Raw genomic sequence first — 22,171 nt, 5'->3', positions numbered from 1 at the left:
ATGGCAGCAGGTGTGAATTCGCCGGTGCGTCCGGCGTGGACGGTATCCGTCGGGCCGAGAGGCACAACGGAGCCGGCGAAGTGTAGCCCGGACGGGGCCGCCGCGCAACGCACGGCGGTGCGAGCGGCCGCGGGCGCCGCGCCGGGAGCCGGGGCGGCGGCAACTGAGCCGAAACGAACCGCCGGCCGCGACGGCCCGTTCAGCAAGCGGCGGTATGGGCGATAATGGTTCCCATGACCGTCAATCTGAAAACCCCCCAGGACATCGAGAAGATGCGCATCGCCGGCCGGCTGGCCGCCGAGGTGCTCGACATCATCGGGCCGCATGTGAAACCCGGCGTGACCACCGCCGAACTGGACCGCATCTGCCACGACCATATCGTCAACGTGCAGCAGGCGATCCCGGCCAACATCGGCTACCGCGGCTACCCGAAGACCGTGTGCAGCTCGGTCAACAACGTGATCTGCCACGGCATCCCCAGCGACAGCAAGGTCCTCAAGGACGGCGACATCGTCAACATCGACGTCACCGTGATCAAGGACGGCTGGCATGGCGACACCAGCCGCATGTACTACGCCGGCACCCCGTCGGTGATGGCGCGGCGCCTGGTCGAGGCCACCTACGAGGCGATGTGGCGCGGCATCCGCGCGGTGCGTCCCGGCGCCACCCTGGGCGACGTCGGCCACGCGATCCAGCAGTACGCCGAGGGCGAGCGTTTCAGCGTGGTGCGCGAGTACTGCGGCCACGGCATCGGCAAGGTCTACCACGACGAACCGCAGGTGCTGCACTACGGACGCCCCGGCGAAGGCCTGGTGCTCAAGCCGGGCATGACCTTCACCATCGAGCCGATGATCAACGAAGGCGCCCGCCACACCCGGGTGCTGCCCGACGGCTGGACCGTGGTCACCAAGGACCGCAAGCTGTCGGCGCAGTGGGAACACATGGTCGCGGTCACCGAGGACGGGGTCGAGGTGCTGACCCTGTCGCCCGGCGGTCTCGGCGAGCCGTGAGCCCGCTGCCGGCCGGCAGCGACGCCGGCACGCCGGCCGGTAGCGCCGACGACGGCGACTGGGTCGCCTCGATCCGGCAGCTGCTGGCCAACGCCGACGCCAAGCTGTGCAGGCGCTTCGACCAGGACGACGACATCGACCGGCTGCTGGCGCTGCGCGCGCGCGCGGTCGACCAGCTGATCAAGAACGTCTGGGCGCGCTGCGTGCCGGCCGATGCCGGCCTGGCGCTGTACGCGGTCGGCGGCTACGGCCGCGGCGAGCTGTTCCCGCGCTCGGACATCGACCTGCTGGTGCTCGGCGAGCCGGCCGCGCAGCGCGCCCACGAGCAGGCGCTGGCGCGGCTGTTCGCGCTGCTGTGGGATGCCGGGGTGCCGGTCAGCCACGCGGTGCGTTCGGCGGCCGAATGCACCGTGGCCTGCGCCGACCAGACCGTGCTCACCGCGCTGATCGAGGCGCGCCCGCTGCTCGCCGACGCCGCGGCCAGGGCGTCGCTGGCCGCGGCGATCGCGCCGCAGCGGGTGTGGCCGCCGCGCGAGTTCTTCCAGGCCAAGCGCGAGGAACTGCTCAACCGCCACCAGCGCTTCGGCGACACCGCCGACAATCTTGAGCCGGACATCAAGGACGGCCCGGGCGGGCTGCGCGACCTGCATACGCTGGGCTGGATGGCGCTGCGCGCGTTCGGCGTGCGCGACCTGGAGGCGCTGGTCGGGCTGGGCCACCTGGGCCACGACGAGGCCGAGGCGCTGGCGCGCGAGCGCAAGTCGCTGGCGCGGTTGCGCTTCGGCCTGCACCTGGTCGCCGGGCGCCCGGAGGAGCGGCTGCGGTTCGACTACCAGAAGACCCTGGCGCAGCGCCTGGGCTACGCCGACGACCCGGACAACCTCGGCGTGGAGAAGATGATGCAGCGCTTCTACCGCAGCGCGGCGATGGTCCGGCGCATCAGCGACCGGCTGCTGCAGCGCTTCGAGGAGCAGTTCGACGGCGAGGCGCAGCCGCAGCCGCTTGGCGGCGGCTTCTCGTTGCGCCGCGGCTACCTTGCCGCCGACGCGGAGAGCTGGCCGCAGGCCGACCCGGTGCAGGTGTTCGCGCTGTTCGCCACCTGGGCCGCGCACGGCGAGGTGCGCGGGCTGCATTCGCTGACCGCGCGCGCGCTGGCCGAAGCGCTGTCGCAACTGCCGTCGTACGAGGACGCCAGCGCGCTGGCGCGCGAGCGCTTCATGACCCTGCTGCGCGGCCCGCGCGCGGTGCAGATCCTGACCCGGATGGCGCGGCTGGGCGTGCTCGGGCAGTGGATCCCGGCCTTCGCGCAGGTGTCCGGGCGCATGCAGTTCGACCTGTTCCATGTGTACACCGTCGACCAGCACACGCTGATGGTGCTGAAGAACATCGCGGTGTTCGCCAGCGCGCGCGCCGACGACCGCTTCTCGATCGCGCACGAGGTGTGGCCGCGGCTGCGCAAGCCGGAACTGCTGCTGCTGGCCGGGCTGTTCCACGACATCGCCAAGGGCCGCGGCGGCGACCATTCAGAACTCGGCGCGGTGGACGCGCGCGCGTTCTGCGCGGCCCACGCGCTCAGCGCGCAGGACACCGAACTGGTGGTGTGGCTGGTCGAGCAGCACCTGCGCATGTCGGTGACCGCGCAGAAGCAGGACATCTCCGATCCGGAGGTGATCCACCGCTTCGCCACCCTGGTCGGCGACCGCGAGCGGCTGGACTACCTGTATCTGCTGACCTGCGCCGACATCGCCGGCACCAGCCCCAAACTGTGGAACGCATGGAAGGACCGCCTGCTGGCCGACCTGTACTTCGCCGCGCGCCGCGCGCTGCGCGAGGGCCTGGAAAACCCGGTGCCGGCGGCCGAGCGCGTGCAGGAGGCGCGCGAGGCCACGCGCGCGCTGATGCACATCCAGGGCCACGACGACGCCACCATCGATCGCCAGTTCGCCGGCATGCCGAACGAGAGCTTCCTGCGCTTCCGTCCCGAGCAGCTGGCCTGGCAGGCGAGCGCGCTGATGGAAGTGGCGCTGGGCGGCACCCTGGTGAAGGTGCGTCCGGTCACCCCGGACGACGATGCGCTGGAGGTGTTCGTCTATTCGCCCGACCGCGACGGCCTGTTCGCGGCGATCGTGATGACCCTGGACCGGCTCGGCTACGGCATCCACCGCGCGCGCGTGCTCGACGCGCCGCACGATGCGATCTTCGATACGTTCGAGGTGATGCCCGCCGACAGCTTCGCCACCGGCGACATCGCCCAGCTCGAGGCCGCGCTGCGCGCCGCGCTGGCCGGCGACCTGGGCCGGCTGCGCCCGGCGCGCCGGGTGGTGCCCCGGCAGCTGCGGCATTTCCGTTTCGCCCCGCGCATCGAGTTCCGCGAGACGGTGGACGGCCGCCGCACCCGCCTGAGCCTGGTCGCGCCGGACCGTCCCGGCCTGCTGTCCGACGTGGCGCAGATCCTGCGCGGCCAGCAGCTGCGCGTGCACGACGCGCGCATCGCCACGTTCGGCGAACGCGCCGAAGACCAGTTCCAGATCACCGACGAGCACGACCTGCCGTTGCCCGAAGACGCCCGCCAGGCCCTGCACGCCGCGTTGCAGGCCTGCCTGGACCCCGATACCAAGACCGGAGAATCCCGCTGATGGCCACCAAGAAGCCCGCCACCAAGAAGCCCGTCGCCGCCAAGCCCGCGGCGGCCAAGCCTGCCGCGGCCAAGCCCGCGGCGAAGAAGGCGTTGGCGGCCGGCAAGCCGGCGCGCGCCAAGCCCGCCGGCAGCGGTGCCGACGAGCTGAAGTTCACCATCGACAGCGCCTTCGAGCGCCGCGCGGCGCTGACCCTGGACGAGATCGAGGGCTCCACCCGGCCGGTGGTCAACCGGGTCATCGACGGCCTGGAATCGGGCCTGTTCCGCGTCGCCGAGCCGGACGGGCACGGGGGCTGGAAGGTCAACGAGTGGCTGAAGAAGGCGGTGCTGCTGTACTTCCGGGTCAACGACATGGCGGTGGTCGAGGCCAAGCCGGCGCCGTTCTGGGACAAGGTCGAAGCGCGCTTCGCCGGCTACGACGAGGCCAGGTTCCGCAAGGCCGGGGTGCGCGTGGTGCCGGGCGCGGTGGCGCGGCGCGGCACCTATTTCGGCAAGGACGTGGTGCTGATGCCGAGCTTCGTCAACATCGGCGCGCACGTGGGCGAGGGCACCATGGTCGACACCTGGGCCACGGTCGGTTCCTGCGCGCAGGTCGGCAAGCATTGCCACTTGTCCGGCGGCGCCGGCATCGGCGGGGTGCTGGAACCGCTGCAGGCCAGCCCGACCATCATCGAGGACCACTGCTTCATCGGCGCGCGCTCGGAAGTGGTCGAAGGCGTGGTCGTCGGCCATCACAGCGTGATCGGCATGGGCGTGTTCCTGGGCCAGAGCACGCGCATCTACAACCGCGCCACCGGCGAGATCTCCTACGGCTACGTGCCGCCGGGCAGCGTGGTGGTGTCCGGCTCGCTGCCGGCCCAGGACGGCACGCACTCGCTGTACTGCGCGGTGATCGTCAAGCAGGTCGATGCCAAGACCCGCAGCAAGACCAGCGTCAACGACCTGCTGCGCGGCCTGGCCGACTGAGCCGCCGGGCGGGGCCGCTGCGATGCGGATCCGGCCGCGCTCCCCGCCGGCGGCATGATCGCGGCGCTGGCGGACAAGCCGCGGCTCCGTGGCCGGTTCTCCCCCGGCCACGGAGCCGCAAAGCGCACGTACATCGGCCGCCGGATAACCTGCGCCGCGACATCGCGCAGCGCACCGGGCCGCCGGTTTCTCCGGGATCGGCATCGCATCCGGTCCGCGCTGCCCATGGCCGCTGCATCCGCGCTGACAGGAGAACGATATGCGAATGACGATGGGTCCTTGGTTGGCTGCGGCCGTTTTCGCGCTGTCGGGCTGTGACGCGGCGCCCGATCGCGAGGCTTCGCCCGCTTCCGAACGCAGCGCCATGCCGAGCGCGGTGGTTGCGTCCACCGCACCGGCAAAGGCCGCGGCAGCGCCCTCCGGTCCGGACGCCGTTGCGGCCGCCGACGCGCCGCCGGGCGCGCCGCTGTCCTGCGCGGCCGAGATCGGCGCCGCCGCCGCGGCCAGGCGCGTGGCCACCTGCCTGGAGGTCTCGCCGGCGACCCACCCGCCGTGCAACGCCGCCAACAGCTGCGCGCTGGTCGAAGACGAGATCGCGCGCAGCTGCGCGCTGTTCGACGGCAAGGGGCCGCCGATGGCGGGCTGCGACCCGGCGCCCAGCAGTGCGCAGGCCGCCGCCGCCGTGGTGCAGCGCTACTATTCGGCGATCAACGCGCGCGACTACGAGACGGCGTGGCGCCAGTGGGGCGAGCACGGGCGCCCCGGCCAGACCTTCGCCGCGTTCAAGGCCGGCTTCGCGCGCACGCGCTCGACCCAGGTGACGCTCGGCACGCCTGGACCGGGCGATGCCGGCACAGGTTCGCTCTACCAGCCGGTGCCGGTGACCGTGGAGGCGACGCTGGACGACGGCGCGCGCCAGCGATTCCAGGGCACGTACACCCTGCGCCGCGTCAACGGTGTGGACGGTGCCTCGGCCGAGCAGTTGCGCTGGCATATCGGATCGGCGCAGCTCAGGGAAGTGCCGGCCGATTGATGCCGGCGATACGGTCGCCATGGGCGCGACGACAGGCTTGAATGCGCCGTCGGCCACGCGCCGCCATCGCGCCTTCGCGCCTGCACGGCGACGCGTGGCGCTTGCCCGCGCGTCACCCTTCGCCACGGTGCGCCGTGCTACCTGCTGCGCACTTGGCCGACGGGGCGAATGCCTATCAATGCGCTTTGGACTGCGTGCCGCGCCTTCGTGCACGAGTGCCGCGCCGGCGCGGTAGCGGCCATTGCGGTCCAAACCGTCTTACACTCGGACCACGACTTTCCGCTCGAGGTGTCCGATGCGATTCGGCATGGTGGTGGCAGGCATCGCGTTGATGTCGGCAATGACGCTGGCGGCCGCGGTCACGCCGGTCGCGCGCTCCGGCAACCCGGTATTCCCCGGCTGGTACGCGGACCCGGAAGCGGTGGTGTTCGACCAGACCTACTGGATCTATCCGACCACCTCGCGCCCCTACGCGCAGCAGACCAGCTTCGATGCCTTCTCTTCGCCGGACCTGGTGCACTGGACCCGGCATGCCGACGTGCTGTCGCTGCCGTCGATTCCCTGGGCCAAGCAGGCGCTGTGGGCACCGTCGGTGGTGCGCAAGGGCGGCAAGTACTACTTCTTCTTCTCGGCCAACGACATCCAGAGCGATGCCGAGGTCGGCGGGATCGGCGTGGCGGTGGCCGACAGGCCGCAGGGCCCGTACCGCGACCTGCTGGGCAAGCCGCTGATCGACAAGTTCCACAATGGCGCGCAGCCGATCGACCAGTTCGTGTTCGAAGACGACGACGGCAGCTGGTACATGATCTACGGCGGGTGGAAGCACGCCAACATCGTCAAGCTGAAGGACGACTTCACCGGCGTGGAGCCGATGGCCGACGGCACCACGTTCAAGGAGATCACCCCGGCACCGGAATACGTGGAGGGCTCGCTGATGTTCAAGCGCGATGGCCGCTACTACTACATGTGGTCCGAGGGCGGCTGGGGCGGGCCGGACTACTCGGTCGCCTATGCGATCGCCGACGCGCCGACCGGGCCGTTCAAGCGCATCGGCAAGGTGCTGCAGCAGGATCCGGCGATCGCCACCGGCGCCGGCCACCATTCGGTGATCCGTGCGCCCGACGACGACAGCTGGTACATCGTCTACCATCGTCGCCCGCTGGGCGAGACGGACCGCAACCACCGGGTGACGTCGATCGACCGGATGTACTTCGACGCGCAGGGCCATATCCTGCCGGTGAAGATCACCCACGAAGGCGTGCAGGCGCATCCGCTGCGCTGACCGCCGGCGCCGCGCCGCGCGCGGCCTACCTGGAACGCATATGAGCACCACGCTGTACGGACTGAAGAACTGCGACACCTGCAAGAAGGCGACCAAGTGGCTGGACCGTTTCGGCGTGGCCTACACCTTCGTCGACTACCGCGAGCACAAGCCCAGCCCCGAGACCCTGGTCGAGTGGGCCGGCAAGGCCGGCGGCTTCGATGCGCTGGTCAACAAGTCCTCGACCACCTGGCGGCAACTGCCGGACAACAAGAAGACGCCAGGCTCGGAGGCCGAATGGAAACTGCTGCTGCGCGAATACCCGCAACTGATCCGGCGGCCGCTGGTCGTCACCGCCGATGGCACGCTGAGCCAGGGGTTTTCGGACAACGGGTTCAAGCAGCGCTTCGGCGTGAGCTGAGCCGGCGCTGCCGCCGCGCGCGCTGCTCCGTGTAGGAGCGGCTTCAGCCGCGACCGTCATGCTTGGGTTTCATTGGAAAGCAGCCCAGCGCACTGGCAAAGCGGTGTAACACCACGCAGATCTTGTCGCGGCTGAAGCCGCTCCTACAGTGACCCCAGACCATGTCCGACGTCGTCGACCTTACCTGCGACCTGATCGCCCGCCCCTCGGTGACCCCGGACGATGCCGGTTGCCAGGCGCTGATCGCGCAGCGGCTGGCGCGTGCCGGCTTCGCCATCGAACGGCTGCGCTTCGGCGAGGTCGACAACCTGTGGGCCACGCATGGCGCCGGCGGCCCGGTGCTGGTGCTGCTCGGGCATACCGACGTGGTGCCGCCGGGGCCGCGCGAGGCCTGGAGTAGCGATCCGTTCGCGCCGCAGGTGCGCGACGGCGTGCTGTACGGGCGCGGCGCCGCCGACATGAAGAGCGGGGTGGCCGGGTTCGTGGTCGCCGCCGAACAGTTCGTCGCCGCGCAGCCGCAGCATCCGGGCACGCTGGCCTTGCTGCTGACGTCCGACGAGGAGGGCGATGCGCTCGACGGGGTGCGCAAGGTCGCCGAACTGTTCGCCGCGCGCGGCCAGCGCATCGACTGGTGCATCACCGGCGAGCCCTCGTCCACCGAGCGGCTCGGCGACCTGCTGCGGGTCGGCCGCCGCGGCAGCCTGTCCGGCACGCTGACCGTCCGCGGCGTGCAGGGACACGTGGCCTATCCGCACAAGGCGCGCAATCCGATCCACCTGGCCGCGCCGGCGCTGGCCGAACTGGTGGCGCGGCATTGGGACGACGGCTACGAGAGTTTCCCGCCGACCAGCCTGCAGGTCTCCAACGTGCACGCCGGCACCGGCGCCAACAACGTCATTCCCGGCGAACTGCAGCTGGCCTTCAACCTGCGCTACAACCCGCACTGGGACGCGCCGCGGCTGGAGGCGGAGATCGCCGCGCTGTTCGACCGGCACGGCCTGGACTACGCGTTGCGCTGGCACCGCAGCGGCGAGCCGTTCTACACGCCGCAAGGGCGGCTGCGCAGCGTCGCCCGCCAGGTGCTCGGCGAGTTCGCCGGTGCGCCGCCGGAAGAGAGCACCGGCGGCGGCACCTCCGATGCGCGCTTCATCGCCCCGCTTGGCGCGCAGTGCATCGAGGTCGGGCCGGTCAATGCCAGCATCCACCAGGTCGACGAGCATGTGCGCGTGGTCGACCTGGAGGCGCTGCCGGCGCTGTACCGGCGCCTGATCGAACGGTTGCTGTCGTAACAGTTGCGTCGCCCGGCGTGCCGGGTTACGGTCGCCGCATGACCTCGCTGCCCGCCCTCCGCCCGATCCACGCCAACGGCCGCAATAATGCGCTGGCGAATAATCGTGCGCGGCCGATGCGGGTCTGCGACTAGGCGCCAGCGAAGACACCGCGCCCAGTCACCAGAAACCCGCATCGGCCGATGCGGGTTTTTTTGTGCGCGGTGTTTTTGCGCGACCGCCCTGCCGGCCTCCAACGCTGTCGATTCACCGACCCGACCCCGCCGCACCCCCACATCCCAGGAGCTTTTCATGTGTTCGATCTTCGGCATCTTCGGCCTGCAACCCGGCGACGACCTGCAGGCGCTGCGCCGGCAGGCGCTGGACTGTTCGCAGCGGCAGCGCCACCGCGGCCCGGACTGGAGCGGCGTGTATGCCGACGACGGCGCGATCCTGGTGCATGAGCGCCTGGCCATCGTCGACCCGGCCGGCGGCTCGCAGCCGTTGCTGTCGGCCGACGGCCAGCTGGCGCTGGCGGTCAACGGCGAGATCTACAACCACCGCGAGCTGAAGAAGCAGCTGACCCATCCGTACGCGTTCCAGACCGGCTCGGACTGCGAGGTGATCAACGCGCTGTATCGCGAAGACGCGCCGGCCGCGCTGCTCAACCGGCTCAACGGCATCTTCGCCTTCGCGCTGTGGGACAGGGCCGCCGGGCGCGCGCTGATCGCGCGCGATCCGATGGGCGTGTGTCCGCTGTACTGGGGCCACGACCCGCAGGGCCGGCTGCGTGTGGCCTCGGAGATGAAGTCGCTGGCCGACAGCTGCGCCGACGTCGCCCAGTTCCCGCCCGGCCACTACTACGACAGCGCCAGCGGCGAACTGGTGCGGTACTACCGCAAGCCGTGGCGCGACTACGCCGCGGTGCAGGGCGTGCAGGTGAGCAAGCAGGAGCTGCGCGAGGCCTTCGAGCGCGCGGTGCACCGCCAGCTGATGACCGACGTGCCGTACGGCGTGCTGCTATCCGGCGGGCTGGATTCCTCGCTGGTCGCGGCGGTGGCGGCGCGCTTCGCGCGCAAGCGCATCGAGGACAACGACGAGGCCGAAGCCTGGTGGCCGCGCCTGCATTCGTTCGCGATCGGCCTGAAGGGCTCGCCGGACCTGGCCGCCGCGGCGATCGCGGCCGAATCGCTGGGCACCGTGCACCACGGCTTCGAATACACCTTCGAGGAAGGCCTGGACGCGCTGCCGGAGGTGATCCGGCACATCGAGACCTACGACGTCACCACCATCCGCGCCTCCACGCCGATGTTCCTGCTGGCGCGGCGGATCAAGGCGATGGGGGTGAAGATGGTGCTGTCCGGCGAGGGCAGCGACGAGATCTTCGGCGGCTACCTGTATTTCCACAAGGCGCCGAACGCGCGCGAGTTCCACGAGGAGCTGATCCGCAAGCTCGACGCGCTGTACAACTACGACTGCCTGCGCGCCAACAAGTCGATGATGGCCTGGGGCGTGGAGCCGCGCGTGCCGTTCCTGGACGTGGAGTTCATGGACGTGGCGATGCGCATGGACGCGCAGTACAAGATGATCGACAAGACCAGCGGCGGCGCGGCGCGCATGGAGAAGGGCGTGCTGCGCGACGCGTTCGAGGGCTACCTGCCCGAATCGATCCTGTGGCGGCAGAAGGAGCAGTTCAGCGACGGCGTCGGCTACGGCTGGATCGACGGATTGAAGGCGCACGCCGAGGTACAGGTCAGCGACCGCGAACTGGCCGCCGCCGACAAGCGCTTCCCGGTCAACCCGCCGCAGACCAAGGAGGCCTACTACTACCGCACGCTGTTCGAACGCAGCTTCCCGAGCCCGGCCGCGGCCGAGACCGTGCCCGGCGGCAAGTCGATCGCCTGTTCGTCGCCGGCGGCGATCGCCTGGGACGCGAGCTTCGCGACGATGGCCGACCCTTCCGGCCGCGCGGTGGCGGGGGTGCACGAGCAGGCGCTGGCCTCGTGAGCCGCTAGCGAGAACGGTGAGGCGGGTGCGGCGGCCAGTCGCCGGCGCCAACCGTGACCCAGCGTGGCCGCCGCGACGATCGGCGATGACCGGAAGCGGTCGTCTTGGGTCAATCGCCAGCGTGGACGCCGCCGGCGCCGGCGCCGACGCGGATGCGTCCCTTGCCCTCGCGCTTGGCCGCATACAGCGCCTGGTCGGCGCGCCTGATCAGGTCCGACACGTCGCCGCCGGCCTCCAGCCGCGCGGCGCCGGCGCTGAAGGCGAAGCTCACGCCTTCCACGCGCAGCGCGCAGACCCGGTCGAGCAGCCGTTGCAGCAGTTCGCCTACCTGCGCGTCGGCCATGTCCTCGAACAGCACGCCGAATTCCTCGCCGCCCAGCCTGCCGGCCCGGCATCGGGCATCGAGCCGGTTCAGTTCCGCGGCCAGCGCCAGCAGCACCGCATCGCCGACGTCGTGGCCATGGCCATCGTTGACCCGCTTGAAGTCGTCGATATCCAGCATCGCGAAATGCAGCGCGCCGCGCCCGCGCGCCGTGGCCGCGTGCAATTGCGCCATCAGCGCGCGTCGGTTGGCCATGCCGGTCAGCGCATCGGTTTCGGACAGGCGCCGGTAGTCTTCCTTCAGCGCATACGTGGTGCGCATGGCGCCGACGAACATGCGGTTGAGGGTGAAACCGAGCAGCGTCACCGCCGTCAGCAGGATCGCCAGCAGCGGAAGATCGCCGGCGTCCGGCACCAGTCGTTCCTGGCCGCCGAGCATGATCGCCCAGGTGCAGGCCAGGGCCAGCAGATAGCCGCGCGAGACCGAGAACAGCAGGCTGATGCCCAGGCCGATGGTGATGGTCACCGGCAGCAGCCAGAACAGCCCGTGCTCGCCCATGTCGTTGAGCTCGATCCGGAACGCGGTGGCCAGCGCGATCACGAACAGCAGGCCGCTCTGCCGCCATTGCCAGAAGCGCTCGGCCAGGCTCATGTTCGCGCAGCTGGCCAGCAGGGCGGCGAACACCAGGACGTAGCGCGCGTCGAGCGGCTGCTGCAGATGCGGATTGCACAGCAGCGACGCCGGCCATGCCACCAGCGTCAGCAACTGGATGGTCACGATCGCGCTGCCGAGCATGCGGCGGATGTGGTTCTGATAGGCGATTTCGTCGGCCGGAGGGCTCGCCACGGCGCCGGTCAGCGGCAGGCCATCGGGCTGCGGCCGCGATGCCGCGATAGGCCTGGGCCGATCGCCGACTATCGGCACGGCGGCATGTCGCCCGGATGCCGGCGCGCGTGCGCGGCAAGCGCCGACGCAGGCCACGGCGGCCGCCTGCGCGAAGGCCCCGGCGGGACGGTTGTTGCCGCGTGTATCGCCATCGTCTTGCGCGCGCCTATTCGAAGCGCACGCAGCGCCCGTAGCGCTCGGGCTGGATGTCCACGCCGGAGGCGTCGGCCTGATTGCTCCTGCGCCACAGGTTCGGGCGGAAGTCCGCGCCGGCGCAGTTGGCGGCGCGGTCCACGCCGATCGTGTAGGTGTAGGGATTGCCCTTGAAGCTGTTGTTCTCGAACACGTTGTCCTGGCTCATGCTGTTGTCCCAGCACAGGATCTCCGGCGTGCGCTGGCGGATCGAGCAGGCCAGGTACACGCCCGCGCCCTTGTTGCCGGTGAACTGGTTGCCGGCGAACACGTTGCGCCGCGCGTCGGCCAGGTACACGCCCTGGCTGCCGTTGCGCTCCAGGCGGTTGTTGCGGATCTCGCTGTCTTCCAGGTGCTCGGTGGTGATGCCGGCGGCGACGTTGTCGTGGATGTAGTTGTCGATCAGCCTGACCTTGGCGGTGCGGTTGAACGACACCCCGTCCCAGATCGCGCCGGACACGTCGTTGCGTTCGATCAGCAGGTCGCGGCTGTCGTATTCGCTGAGCAGGCAGGCGCTGCGGCACTTGCTCGCGCGCAGCCCGGACAGGCGGATGTTGTGCCCGGCGCGCACCACGACCAGGCTGTTGCTCAGGTAGGGGCGCTCGGGCATGAATTCCTTTTCGGCCTCGCCGCCGACCAGTTGCAGCCGCTCGATGCTGACGTCGCGGATCGTGCGTTGCGGGCGTTCGTTCTGGTAGTCGCCGACCACGATGGTCGGCTGCTGCACGCCGTCGCGCATGCGCAGCACTGTCGCATCGCCCTGGCCACGCAGGCGCAGCCCGTCGCGCTGGATCGACAGCAGCCTGGTCACGTGGAACTCGCCGGCGGCCAGGCAGACCGTGGCCGGCTTGCCGTCGTTGGGGACGCGGTCGACCGCGGCCTGCAGGTCGTCTCCGGGCTCGGCGCGCACGCTGCAGTCGGACGGGTCGGCGGGCGCCGGCGGCCTGGCCGCGGCGGCGCAAGCGCTCAACGGCACGCACATGGCGAGCGGCAGCAGCAGGGCGAGCAGGGGGCGATGGGTCATCGGGCAGAAGCTCCGCTTGGGGGACGAAGGGCCGGCCAGTGACTGGCCGCGCCGCGCGGCGGCGTTGCGTGCACGCCATGGGGCGCAGCGCGCGAGCCGCACGGCAATCGGTCATTGTCGCGCAGGCGGCCGTAACGTCAGCGTGTAGCGCGCCGGCCCGGGCAGGAACGGCGAGGCGCGGCCCTGGACCCAGTCGGCGTGGCCGGCGCCCCAGAACGGCGACAACGGATGCCCGCTCTGGCCGCCGGGCATGTGCACGATGCCGTCGGCTTCGTGGCCCGGCGCGACGACGATGCGTTCGGAGGCGCCGAAGTCCGGACGCTGCACGCGCGGCATGTCGTTGTCGCCCGGCAGCGGTTCGGCCGGCATGCACAGCCAGCGGCGCGCCGGCGCGGGCAGCGCGCCGGCCAGCGGATGGCAGATCGCGGCGGTGTTCTGTTCGCCCCAGGCGCGTTGCGGCAGCGGGCCGGCCTGCGCCAGTTCGTCGCGCACTTCGACCGCCGCGTCCTCGAGCAGCGCCTGCCAGCTGGCGTAACGGCGCGGCAGCAAGTGCGGCGGCCGTTGCTGAAGCAGCGGCCAGGCCACGCCTTCGAGCTGCGGCAGTTTCGGCGCGATGAACGCATCGCCCAAGACGGCCTGCGCCGGCGCGGTCAGCCCCTCGGCGATGCGCGAGAGCACCGCCAGGCGCCAGGCGCGCACCACGCGGTAGCTGACCGAATCGGTGCTGGCGCGGCCCTCCCAGTGCTTGGCCGCCTGCGCCAGCGCCTGCAGCGCCGGTGTGCGCGCATTGTCGCGCTGCCGCTCGAGCAAGGCCCACCAGCGCTGCAGGAACACCGCGCGGTCGTCGAGCTGGATCGCGAGCAGCTGGCGTTCGTCCAGGTGCGGGTGCAGGCGCAGGTCGTCGCGGATCTGCCGCGCGCGGGCGCCCAGCGCGTAGCCGCCGTCGCCGAGCACCGCCAGTTCGTCGCCGTCGACCACGCGCGCATTGGCGGTCCACAGCTGGCCGTCGTCGGGGTCGATGCGCTGCGGCGAATGCCGGGTGGAGATCGGCCACGGCGCGCAGCGCCCGCCGGGCGGGGCGATGCCGGCGCGCACGTCGTGCACCAGCGCGTCCACCGCGCAGCCGGGGCCGCGCAGCGGCAGCGGGCCGAGCACGCGCCAGCCGATACGGCCGCCAGCGTCGGCCAGCATCAGGTTCTGCGCCGGCGTGGCCGCCGCTTGCGCGCTGGCGAACGCGGCGTCCAGCGAACCGGCGCGGGCGAAGTCGGCCAGCCCCAGGTTCAACGCGCCCGGCTGCTGAGCGACCCAGCGCAGCGCCAGCGCGCTGCCGTCGGCCTCGTGGTGCAGGATCGGGCCATAGTCGGTGTCCTCGACCTCGAACTCCACCGGCGCGGCGCCGGCCACGCGCAGCCGCTCGCGATGCCGGCGCACCGCGGTGCAGCCGTCGGCCGGCGCGGCGGCGCAGGGCGTCAGCCGGTACCAGTCGGCGGTATCGGCATAGCTGTTGGTGAAGCCCCAGGCGACATGGCCGTTGCTGCCGACGACGATCGCCGGCAGCCCGGGCAGCGAGAACCCGGCGATGTCCACGCGCCCGCCCGGCGCGGCGGCGTCGGCGTAGCGCAGCCGCACCCGGAACCACAGGCTGGGCGCGCGCAGTTTCAGGTGCATGTCGTTGGCGACGATGGCGCGGCCGTCGGCGGTGCGGCGCCCGCTCACCGCCCAGTTGTTGCTGCCGGGCGCGCCGAGTTCGGGCGGATGGGCGACCGGACGGTCGGCGCCGGGCAGCGTGCGCAGGTCCACCTGGGTGGCGTCGGGCAGCGCGGCATCGGCGCGCGCCTGGCCGGAGATCGGCGCGTCCCACGGCGTGCCGTCGCTGCGCAGCAGCGCGAACAGCGCCGGCGGCAGCGCCGACTGCAGCCGCGCCAGCGCCAGCTCGCGCGTGTCCTGGCTGTCCTGCAGATCGAAGTACATCGCATAGCCGGCCAGCGCCGAGTCGGTCGGTTGCCAGTCGCGCGGCGCCTGGCGCAGCAGCAGGTACGGCCAGGGGCGCACCCGCAGCGCGTGCAGGCCGCGGTTGGCGCCGTCGCTGTAGGCCTGCAGCTGCGCGGCGTGGCGGCCGGCGAATGCGCCCAGGTGCGCGTCCACACGCGCGCGCAAGCGGTGCACGCGGCGCTGCCGGTCCAGGTCCAGCGCCGCGGCGCCGACCAGCTCCGACAGCTCGCCGGCGGCGCTGCGGCGCATCAGGTCCATCTCGAAGTAGCGTTCCTGCGCATGCACGAAGCCCAGCGCACGCATCGCGTCGGTCTCGTTGGCCGCGTCGATGGTGACCGTGCCGAGCGCGTCGCGCTGCACGCCGACCGGCGCGGACAGCCCGTCGAGCGCGACCTGGCCGTCGAGCGCGGCCACGCTGCCGCGCAGCGCCAGCCACAGCGCCAGCGCCAGCCCCAGTCCCGATGCCGCCAGCAGCAGCGCCAAACGTCCCCACCATTTGCGCACGCATCGTTCTCCGTCGGCCGAGCGCCAATTCTAGACGGGCCGGCATTGCGTTCCCGCGTCAGCCGCGGCGCCGGTGGGGAACGCGTCAGTGTGGCGTGGGGAGTCCGAACGCCGCGCGCCGGCGCCGCCGGCCGTGGCCGCCTGCGGTTTCCTCGTGCCGTGCAAGGCAGGTATCGAGCGCGTGCCATGCCGATCCGCTGCAGTCCCAGGTCCAGCACGCGCCGCAGGCTCGGAACGCTCGCGGCGCGGCGCGGCGCGACCGGCGATGCGGGCGCGGAAACGGGATGCTAATGATTCCGATTGAAACCCGGCGCTGGCGGCTCGGGCACTATAGGCGCCACGAGAATCGAACGGAGCTGCCCGCATGAAGGGTCATCCCGAAGTAGTGGAATGCCTGAAGGCGTTGCTGCGCGGCGAGCTGGCCGCGCGCGACCAGTATTTCATCCACTCGCGCCGCTACGAGGACCAGGGCCTGCAGGCCTTGTACGCGCGGATCAACCACGAGATGGAAGAGGAAACCGAGCATGCCGATGCGCTGCTGCGGCGCATCCTGTTCCTGGAAGGCGACCCGGACATGCGCCCGCATGCGTTCGAGCCGGGGCGCACGGTCGAGGAGATGCTGCGCAAGGACCTGAAGGTGGAGTACGAGGTGCGCGCCAATCTGGCCGCCGGCATGAAACTGTGCGAACAGCACCAGGACTACGTCAGCCGCGACGTGCTGCTGGCGCAGCTGAAGGACACCGAGGAAGACCACGCCTGGTGGCTGGAGCAGCAGCTGAGCCTGATCCAGCGCCTGGGCCTGCCCCTGTACCAGACTTCCAAGATCGACGGCGGCACCGCGTCGGAGTGAGGGCGCGCGGCGGCCTCTGCCGCTGCGCCGGGCGGAGGCACGAGCCGGGCCGGCTTGCGCGCATGCACAGGCCGCCGATGCGCATGCATGTGCACCCCTAGCGATTCCGGCGGCTGCGCCTGCAGGTGCCCGGCTGCGGCGCGCCGCAGCTGATCAGCGTCGGCATCGACTGCACGTGGAGCTGTTCGAACTGTCGCCGACGGCAAGCGCCTGACCTTCGCCAGCAACGAGGGCGGCCTCGGCCGCCGATTTTGGACGACGTGATCGAAGCCGCCCGACAGGCGCTAGCGCCGGGCGGCGCGATGTCCCCGCACGCCGCTTCGGCACCGGCCCCTGAGCAGGACGCCGCACCGCGGTGTCGCCGCGACCCACAGGCGAGCGAACGCTGCCGCCCATGCCTCAGGAGCCCAGCGGCATGCCAGCAGCCGTCTCGCATGCCGCTACAGCGCGTCGAGGAACGCCTGCACCGCCGGGCCGAAGCGGGCGAAGTCGACCAGGAACGCGTCGTGGCCCTGCGGCGAATCCAGGCCCAGGAAACGCGCGTCGGCGCCGCCGGCGCGCAGGCCGTCGGCGATCTGCTGCTGCTGCTGCACCGGGAACAGGATGTCGGTGTTGGCGCCGATGGCCAGCGCGCGCTCGACCCGGATCGTCGCCAGTCCGGCGAGCACGTCGCCGCCGGCGTATTCGGCCAGGTCGAACCAGTCCATCGAGCGGCTCAGGTACAGATAGCAGTTCGGGTCGAAGCGGCGCACGAAGCGTCGCGCGTGGCCTTCCAGATAGCTTTCGACCTGGAATTCCAGGCCGAACGGATCGTCGTGGGCCTGGTCCGAATCCAGCCGCACGCGGCCGAAGCGGCCGTCCCATTCCAGCGCCGAGCGGTAGGTGATCACGCCGAGCTTGCGCGCCATGCGCATGCCCGACTCGGGGTAGGTGGTCTCGTCGTAGTCGCCGCCGTTCCAGTTCGGATCCAGGCGGATCGCCTCGCGCTGCAGCGAGCGGATCGCGATCGAGAACGGCAGCGCCTGCGCGCTGCCGGAAATGTTGATGTGGCTGCGCGCCAGGCCCGGATGCCGGCGCAGCAGCGCCAGCGCGGTCATGCCGCCCATCGAGTTGCCGATCAGGCAGGCCAGCCGGGCGATGCCCAGCGCGCGCACCACGTGCGCGGCGGCATCGGCGACGTCCTCGATCGACAGCTCCGGGAACGCCAGCCGGTACGGCTGGCCACTGGCCGGATCGCGCGAGGCCGGGCCGGTGGAGCCCTTGCAGCTGCCCAGCGAGTTCACGCAGATCACGAACCAGCGCTGCGTATCGATCGGCTTGCCGGCGCCGAGCATCGCGTCCCACCAGCCCGGCGAGGGATCGTCGGCGCTCGCGGCCGCGTGCGCATCGGGCGACAGGCCGGTGACGATCAGGATCGCGTTGTCGCCGCCGGGCGCCAGCGTGCCCCAGGTTTCGTAGGCGACGTGGGCGCCGCTGAGCTGGCCGCCGCGCTTCATCGGGAACGGCGAGGGCAGGGCGAGGAAACGGCTGCCGGGAGGAATGAATTCGGTCATGCGCCGATTCTAGCCGCGCCGCGGCGGATGCGGCGCGCGCGCCTGGCGCAGGAAGACGCATGGACGAGCGAGCAATGAGCGACGCGCCCTGTAGGAGCGGCTTCAGCCGCGATCGGCATTTTCAGCAACCGTAGTTTCTTGGCGCCGGTGTCGCGGCTGAAGCCGCTCCTACAGGGGAAGCCACGGTGACGGCATGCCGCGTCATGGCCTTCCGATCACCAACTCCACCGGCGTCTTCGCCGGCAGCGCGACGGTCACCGGCGCCGATTCCAGGTCGCCTTCCTGGCGCATCGCATCGCCGCTGCTGGACAGCCGCGCGACCAGCTCCACCCGGGTCAGCGCGGACAGGCGCTGGGTCGGCATCGGGCTGTCGGCGTCGCTCAGGGTCAGCGTCAGCGGCAGCGATTGCAGCGGGTGCTTCTGCACCGCCACCGGCATCGGCGGCCCGCCGGGCACGCGCGCGATCACGAACACGCTGGCGTCGCCGCGCAGGCGCGCGGCGGCGCCCGGAGCCAGCGACACGGTCACTGTCACCGTCCGCGCGTCCGCGCCGGCCACCGCGGCCGGCGCCGGTTGCGCGGCCAGCGGCGCCGCCGGCAGCGGCGGCAGCCCGGCATCGGCGCGCGCGGCGTCGATCTGCGGGCGCAGCGCGGCGGCGGTGCGCGGGTCCACGCGCGGCAGCAACGCTTCCCAGGTCTTGGCCGCCTCGGCCGACTGGCCGCGCTGGCGTTGCGCGATGCCCAGGAACCAGGCCGCGCGTTCGCTGTCCGGCGCCACCTGCAGCGCATGCCGCAACCAGGCGATGGCCTGGTCGTCGAACTGCCGCTGCGGCAGGCTCAGCGCGCGCGCCTCGGCGGCCTGGACCAGGATCTGCGGTTCGTCCGGCGCCAGCTGCGCGGCGCGCGCGAACGAGGCGGCGGCCTCGCCGGTCTGGCCGAGCGACATCTGCGACCGCGCCAGCAGCGCCCAGCCGTCCGCGCGCTGCGGGTCCTGCGCCAGCGCCGCCTTGAGCTGGGCGACGCCGTCCTGCAGCGTGCGCGGCGCCTGGCGGTTTTCCGCCAGCAGCGCGCGCGGCGTGCCGACCAGCGCGTACAGCGCGGCGGCGGCCAGGCCCAGCGCGAGCACCGCGCAGGCGAGCACGGCGGTGCCGCCGCGGCCTTGGCGCAACGGCCACAGCATCGCGCCGAGCACCCCGATCGCCAGCGCGGCGGCCAGCGCGTGCATGCCCCAGCTCACCATTCCTGCTCGTCCCGTGCGTTGGCCGCGTCGATGGGCGCACGGCGGCGCACCAGCCGCACCAGCAGCAGCGCGCCGGCGCCGAGCAGCAGCAGCGGGCCGAACCACAGCAGCCAGGTGCGCGATTCCACCTGCGGCCGGTACAGCACGAAATCGCCGTAGCGCGCGACCAGGAACGCCTTGATCTGCGCGTCGGAGCGGCCCTGCTGCATCAGCGCCAGCACCTCGCGGCGCAGGTCCATCGCGATCTGCGCATGCGAATCGGCGAGCGACTGGTTCTGGCACTGCACGCAGCGCAGTTCGGCGGTGAGCGCGTGGAAGCGCGCTTCCTCCTGCGCCGAGCGGTACTGCAGCGGGCGCGGATCGGCGACCGGCTGCGCCGCCGCCATGGCGGCGCAGGCCAGCATCAGCAGTGCGAGCCCCAGGCGCTTCACGGCGTGGCCTGGCCCTGCCTGGCCACCGGCGCGGCGCGTTCGGCCTCGAGCAGGGCCGGCAGCAGTTCGTCCTGCACGACGCGGTCGGTGAGCGCGCCGGAGTGCTTCCAGCGCACCACGCCCTGCGCATCGACCAGGAAGGTCTCCGGCGCGGCGGCGATGCCCCAGTCGATCGCGGTGCGGCCTTCCGGATCGAACAGCACCACGAAGAACGGATTGCCCAGCTGTTCCAGCCAGTGCAGCGCGTCCTCGCGGGTGTCCTTCCAGTCGTAGCCGATCACCCGCACGCGCTTGGTCAGCGCGAAGCGGGTCAGCACCGGGTGTTCCTCGCGGCACGCCGGGCACCAGCTGCCCCACACGTTGAGCACGTACGGCGCGCCGCGCAGCTCGCTGCTGCGCACGCGGATGGACGCATCGTGCAGCACCGGCAGGTCGAACGCCGGCGCCGGCTTGCCGATCAGCGCCGACGGCAGCGCGTCGCGGTCGGCGCGGCCGGAGCGCTGCACCGCATAGAACATCAGCGCCAGCAGGCCGAGGAACAGCAGCGCGCCCAGCGCGATGGCGACAGGAGGCAGGCGGCGGGGAGCGGGGGCGGACATCAGGGTTTCTCCAGGGGACGACGGAACCGCCGGTCGGTGGCGGTGACGAAACCGCCCAGCGCCATCAGCGCCGCGCCGATCCAGATCCAGCGGACGAACGGTTTGACGTGCAGGCGCATCGCCCAGGCGTTGCCGCCCAGCGGTTCGCCCAGGGCGATGTAGACATCGCCGAACAGGCCGGGATGGATGCCGGCCTCGGTCATGCTCTGGCCGCCGCTGGCGTAGGCGCGCTTTTCCGGATGCAGCAGCGCCAGCGGGCGGTCGTCGCGCAGCACCTGCACGTGCGCGCGTTCGGACACGTAGTTGGGCCCGCGGGTCTCGTCCAGGCCCTGGAACTGGAACCGGTAGCGGCCCATCTGCAGGCTCTGCCCGGGCGCCAGCGACACTTCGCGTTGCATGTCCAGCGACTCGACCAGCAGCGCGCCGACCAGGAACACGGCGATGCCGCCGTGCGCCAGGGTCATGCCCAGCATCTCGGCGGTGAAGCGGCCGCCCTTGAGCCGCACCCGGCTCCACACGAAGCGCGCGGTGCCCAACAGCACCCAGGCCGCGCCGGCGACGCCGGCGGCGGTCTTCCACGGCCCCTGCGGCGCCATGAAGAAGCCGAGCACGCCGGCCAGCAGCGCCAGCCCGGCCCACGGCGCCAGCAGCGCCAGCGGCCGCGAGACCTGTTCGCGCTGCCAGCGGGTCAGCGGGCCGAACGGCAGCAGCGCCACCAGCGGCGCCATCAGCACCACGAACAGGGTGCCGAAGTACGGCGGGCCGACCGACAGCTTGCCCAGTTCGAGCGCGTCGGCCAGCAGCGGGTACAGCGTGCCGAGCAGCACCATCGCGCAGGCGCAGCTCAGCAGCAGGTTGTTGGCCAGCAGCAGGGTCTCGCGCGAACTGGCGGCGAAGCGCTGGCGGCTGTCGTCGCCGTCGCCGGTCAGGCGTCCGGCGCGCAGCGCGTACAGCAGCAGCGAGCCGCCGCTGACCAGGCTCAGGAAGATCAGGATGAACAGGCCGCGGCCGGGATCGGCGGCGAACGAATGCACGCTGGTCAGCACGCCCGAGCGCACCAGGAAGGTGCCCAGCAGCGACAGCGAGAACGCGGCGATCGCCAGCAGCAGGGTCCACGCGGTGAAGCTGCCGCGCTTCTCGGTCGCCGCCTGCGAATGCAGCAGCGCCGCGCCGACCAGCCACGGCATGAAGCTGGCGTTCTCGACCGGGTCCCAGAACCACCAGCCGCCCCAGCCCAGTTCGTAGTACGCCCACCAGCTGCCCAGCGCGATGCCGATGGTCAGAAAGCCCCAGGCGACGTTGGTCCATGGCCGGGTCCAGCGCAGCCAGCGCGCATCCACGCGGCCGTCGAGCAGCGCGGCGATCGCGAACGCGAACGGCACCGCGAAGCCGACATAGCCGGCATACAGCAGCGGCGGGTGGATCACCAGGCCCGGATCCTGCAGCAGCGGGTTGAGGTCGCGGCCTTCCAGTGGCGCCGGCAGCAGCCGCGCGAACGGATTGGAGGTGAACAACAGGAACGCCAGAAAACCCAGGCTGACCAGCGCCAGCGTGCCGATCACCCGCGCCACCACCGGTGCCGGCAGGCTGCGCGAGAACACCGCCACCGCGCCGGTCCACAGCGCCAGGATCAGCGTCCACAGCAGCAGCGAACCCTCGTGCGCGCCCCACACCGCCGAATAGCGGTACAGCAGCGGCAGCAGCGAGTTGGAATTCTCGGCCACGTAGCGCACCGAGAAATCCTGCACCACGAACGCATGGGTCAGCACCGCGAAGGCGCCGGCGACCAGCGCCAGCTGCGCGAACGCCGCCGGCCGCGCCACCGCCATCCAGCGCGCGTCGCCGCGCTGCGCCCCGGCCAGCGGCACCACCGCCTGCAGCAGCGTGGCGAGCAGGGCCAGGATCAGCAGGACTTGGCCGAGTTCAGGAAGCATGGTGAAGCCGGGACTCGGGACTCGGGACTCGGGACCCGCAAA

17 protein-coding genes are annotated in these 22,171 nt (G+C 71.6%); 9 read left to right on the top strand and 8 right to left on the bottom strand.

Going from position 1 to position 22,171, the window contains the following annotated elements:
- The first annotated feature begins 233 nt into the window (after nt 1–233).
- The 8 genes from map to asnB all read left to right on the top strand — a co-directional run bounded on the left by map (nt 234) and on the right by asnB (nt 10,604).
- Nucleotides 234–1,010, top strand: coding sequence for a type I methionyl aminopeptidase (gene map / locus JR065_RS01615; RefSeq protein ID WP_241093278.1), 777 nt, complete (start codon nt 234–236; stop codon nt 1,008–1,010).
- A complete protein-coding gene (locus JR065_RS01610) occupies nt 1,007–3,646 on the top strand; it encodes a [protein-PII] uridylyltransferase (protein ID WP_343237226.1) in 2,640 nt (879 codons plus the stop codon). The genes map and JR065_RS01610 overlap by 4 nt, the downstream gene beginning before the upstream one ends.
- Complete coding sequence (gene dapD, locus JR065_RS01605; protein WP_429001829.1) at nt 3,607–4,614, top strand: 2,3,4,5-tetrahydropyridine-2,6-dicarboxylate N-succinyltransferase; 1,008 nt, start codon at nt 3,607–3,609, stop codon at nt 4,612–4,614. The genes JR065_RS01610 and dapD overlap by 40 nt, the downstream gene beginning before the upstream one ends.
- Before the next feature lie 364 nt (nt 4,615–4,978).
- Entirely contained in the window at nt 4,979–5,647 is a 669-nt protein-coding gene (locus tag JR065_RS01600; protein ID WP_241093277.1) for a hypothetical protein, read from the top strand.
- 295 nt (nt 5,648–5,942) lie between these two features.
- A complete protein-coding gene (locus tag JR065_RS01595) occupies nt 5,943–6,929 on the top strand; it encodes a glycoside hydrolase family 43 protein (RefSeq protein WP_206231558.1) in 987 nt (328 codons plus the stop codon).
- 40 nt (nt 6,930–6,969) lie between these two features.
- Entirely contained in the window at nt 6,970–7,329 is a 360-nt protein-coding gene (locus JR065_RS01590; RefSeq protein ID WP_206231557.1) for an arsenate reductase, read from the top strand.
- Nucleotides 7,330–7,490: 161 nt separating this feature from the next.
- On the top strand, nt 7,491–8,618 hold the full coding sequence (dapE, locus tag JR065_RS01585; RefSeq protein ID WP_206231556.1) for a succinyl-diaminopimelate desuccinylase: 1,128 nt from the start codon (nt 7,491–7,493) through the stop codon (nt 8,616–8,618).
- 291 nt (nt 8,619–8,909) lie between these two features.
- Nucleotides 8,910–10,604 carry an asparagine synthase B gene (gene asnB / locus JR065_RS01580; protein ID WP_206231555.1) on the top strand — a complete coding sequence of 565 codons (1,695 nt, stop codon included), beginning with the start codon at nt 8,910–8,912 and terminating at the stop codon, nt 10,602–10,604.
- Between the two features lie 109 nt (nt 10,605–10,713).
- On the opposite strand, the gene JR065_RS21790 is transcribed toward asnB, so the two are convergent.
- The 3 genes from JR065_RS21790 to JR065_RS01565 all read right to left on the bottom strand — a co-directional run bounded on the left by JR065_RS21790 (nt 10,714) and on the right by JR065_RS01565 (nt 15,523).
- Entirely contained in the window at nt 10,714–11,772 is a 1,059-nt protein-coding gene (locus JR065_RS21790) for a GGDEF domain-containing protein (RefSeq protein ID WP_343237225.1), read from the bottom strand.
- Nucleotides 11,773–11,977: 205 nt separating this feature from the next.
- Nucleotides 11,978–13,027, bottom strand: a complete 1,050-nt coding sequence (locus JR065_RS01570; RefSeq protein WP_206231554.1) for a right-handed parallel beta-helix repeat-containing protein — start codon at nt 13,025–13,027, stop codon at nt 11,978–11,980.
- A gap of 111 nt (nt 13,028–13,138) precedes the next feature.
- The gene (locus tag JR065_RS01565) at nt 13,139–15,523 is read right to left on the bottom strand and encodes a penicillin acylase family protein (protein WP_206231553.1); all 2,385 of its coding nucleotides are present in this window, start codon (nt 15,521–15,523) and stop codon (nt 13,139–13,141) included.
- A 364-nt stretch (nt 15,524–15,887) separates the two neighbouring features.
- On the opposite strand from JR065_RS01565, the gene bfr reads away from it, so the two are divergent.
- Nucleotides 15,888–16,373 (top strand): bacterioferritin, encoded by a 486-nt coding sequence (gene bfr / locus JR065_RS01560; protein ID WP_206231552.1) that lies wholly within the window; start codon nt 15,888–15,890, stop codon nt 16,371–16,373.
- Nucleotides 16,374–16,813: 440 nt separating this feature from the next.
- Here bfr and metX read toward each other — a convergent pair whose 3' ends face one another.
- From metX to JR065_RS01535, 5 genes are all read right to left on the bottom strand, one after another.
- The gene (gene metX, locus JR065_RS01555) at nt 16,814–17,926 is read right to left on the bottom strand and encodes a homoserine O-acetyltransferase MetX (protein WP_206231551.1); all 1,113 of its coding nucleotides are present in this window, start codon (nt 17,924–17,926) and stop codon (nt 16,814–16,816) included.
- A gap of 201 nt (nt 17,927–18,127) precedes the next feature.
- Nucleotides 18,128–19,165 (bottom strand): tetratricopeptide repeat protein, encoded by a 1,038-nt coding sequence (locus JR065_RS01550; RefSeq protein WP_206231550.1) that lies wholly within the window; start codon nt 19,163–19,165, stop codon nt 18,128–18,130.
- Nucleotides 19,159–19,569 (bottom strand): cytochrome c-type biogenesis protein, encoded by a 411-nt coding sequence (locus tag JR065_RS01545; RefSeq protein WP_206231630.1) that lies wholly within the window; start codon nt 19,567–19,569, stop codon nt 19,159–19,161. The genes JR065_RS01550 and JR065_RS01545 overlap by 7 nt, the downstream gene beginning before the upstream one ends.
- Nucleotides 19,570–19,592: 23 nt before the next feature.
- The gene (locus tag JR065_RS01540) at nt 19,593–20,195 is read right to left on the bottom strand and encodes a DsbE family thiol:disulfide interchange protein (RefSeq protein ID WP_206231549.1); all 603 of its coding nucleotides are present in this window, start codon (nt 20,193–20,195) and stop codon (nt 19,593–19,595) included.
- Nucleotides 20,195–22,129, bottom strand: coding sequence for a heme lyase CcmF/NrfE family subunit (locus tag JR065_RS01535; RefSeq protein ID WP_206231548.1), 1,935 nt, complete (start codon nt 22,127–22,129; stop codon nt 20,195–20,197). Before JR065_RS01535 ends, JR065_RS01540 begins: the two co-directional genes overlap by 1 nt.
- Nucleotides 22,130–22,171 lie beyond the last annotated feature (42 nt).

Source organism: Xanthomonas sp., assembly GCF_017163755.1.
GTDB lineage: Bacteria > Pseudomonadota > Gammaproteobacteria > Xanthomonadales > Xanthomonadaceae > Xanthomonas_A.
The sequence above is the reverse complement of the archived record's forward strand: the minus strand, read 5'-3'. Positions and strand labels throughout refer to the sequence as shown.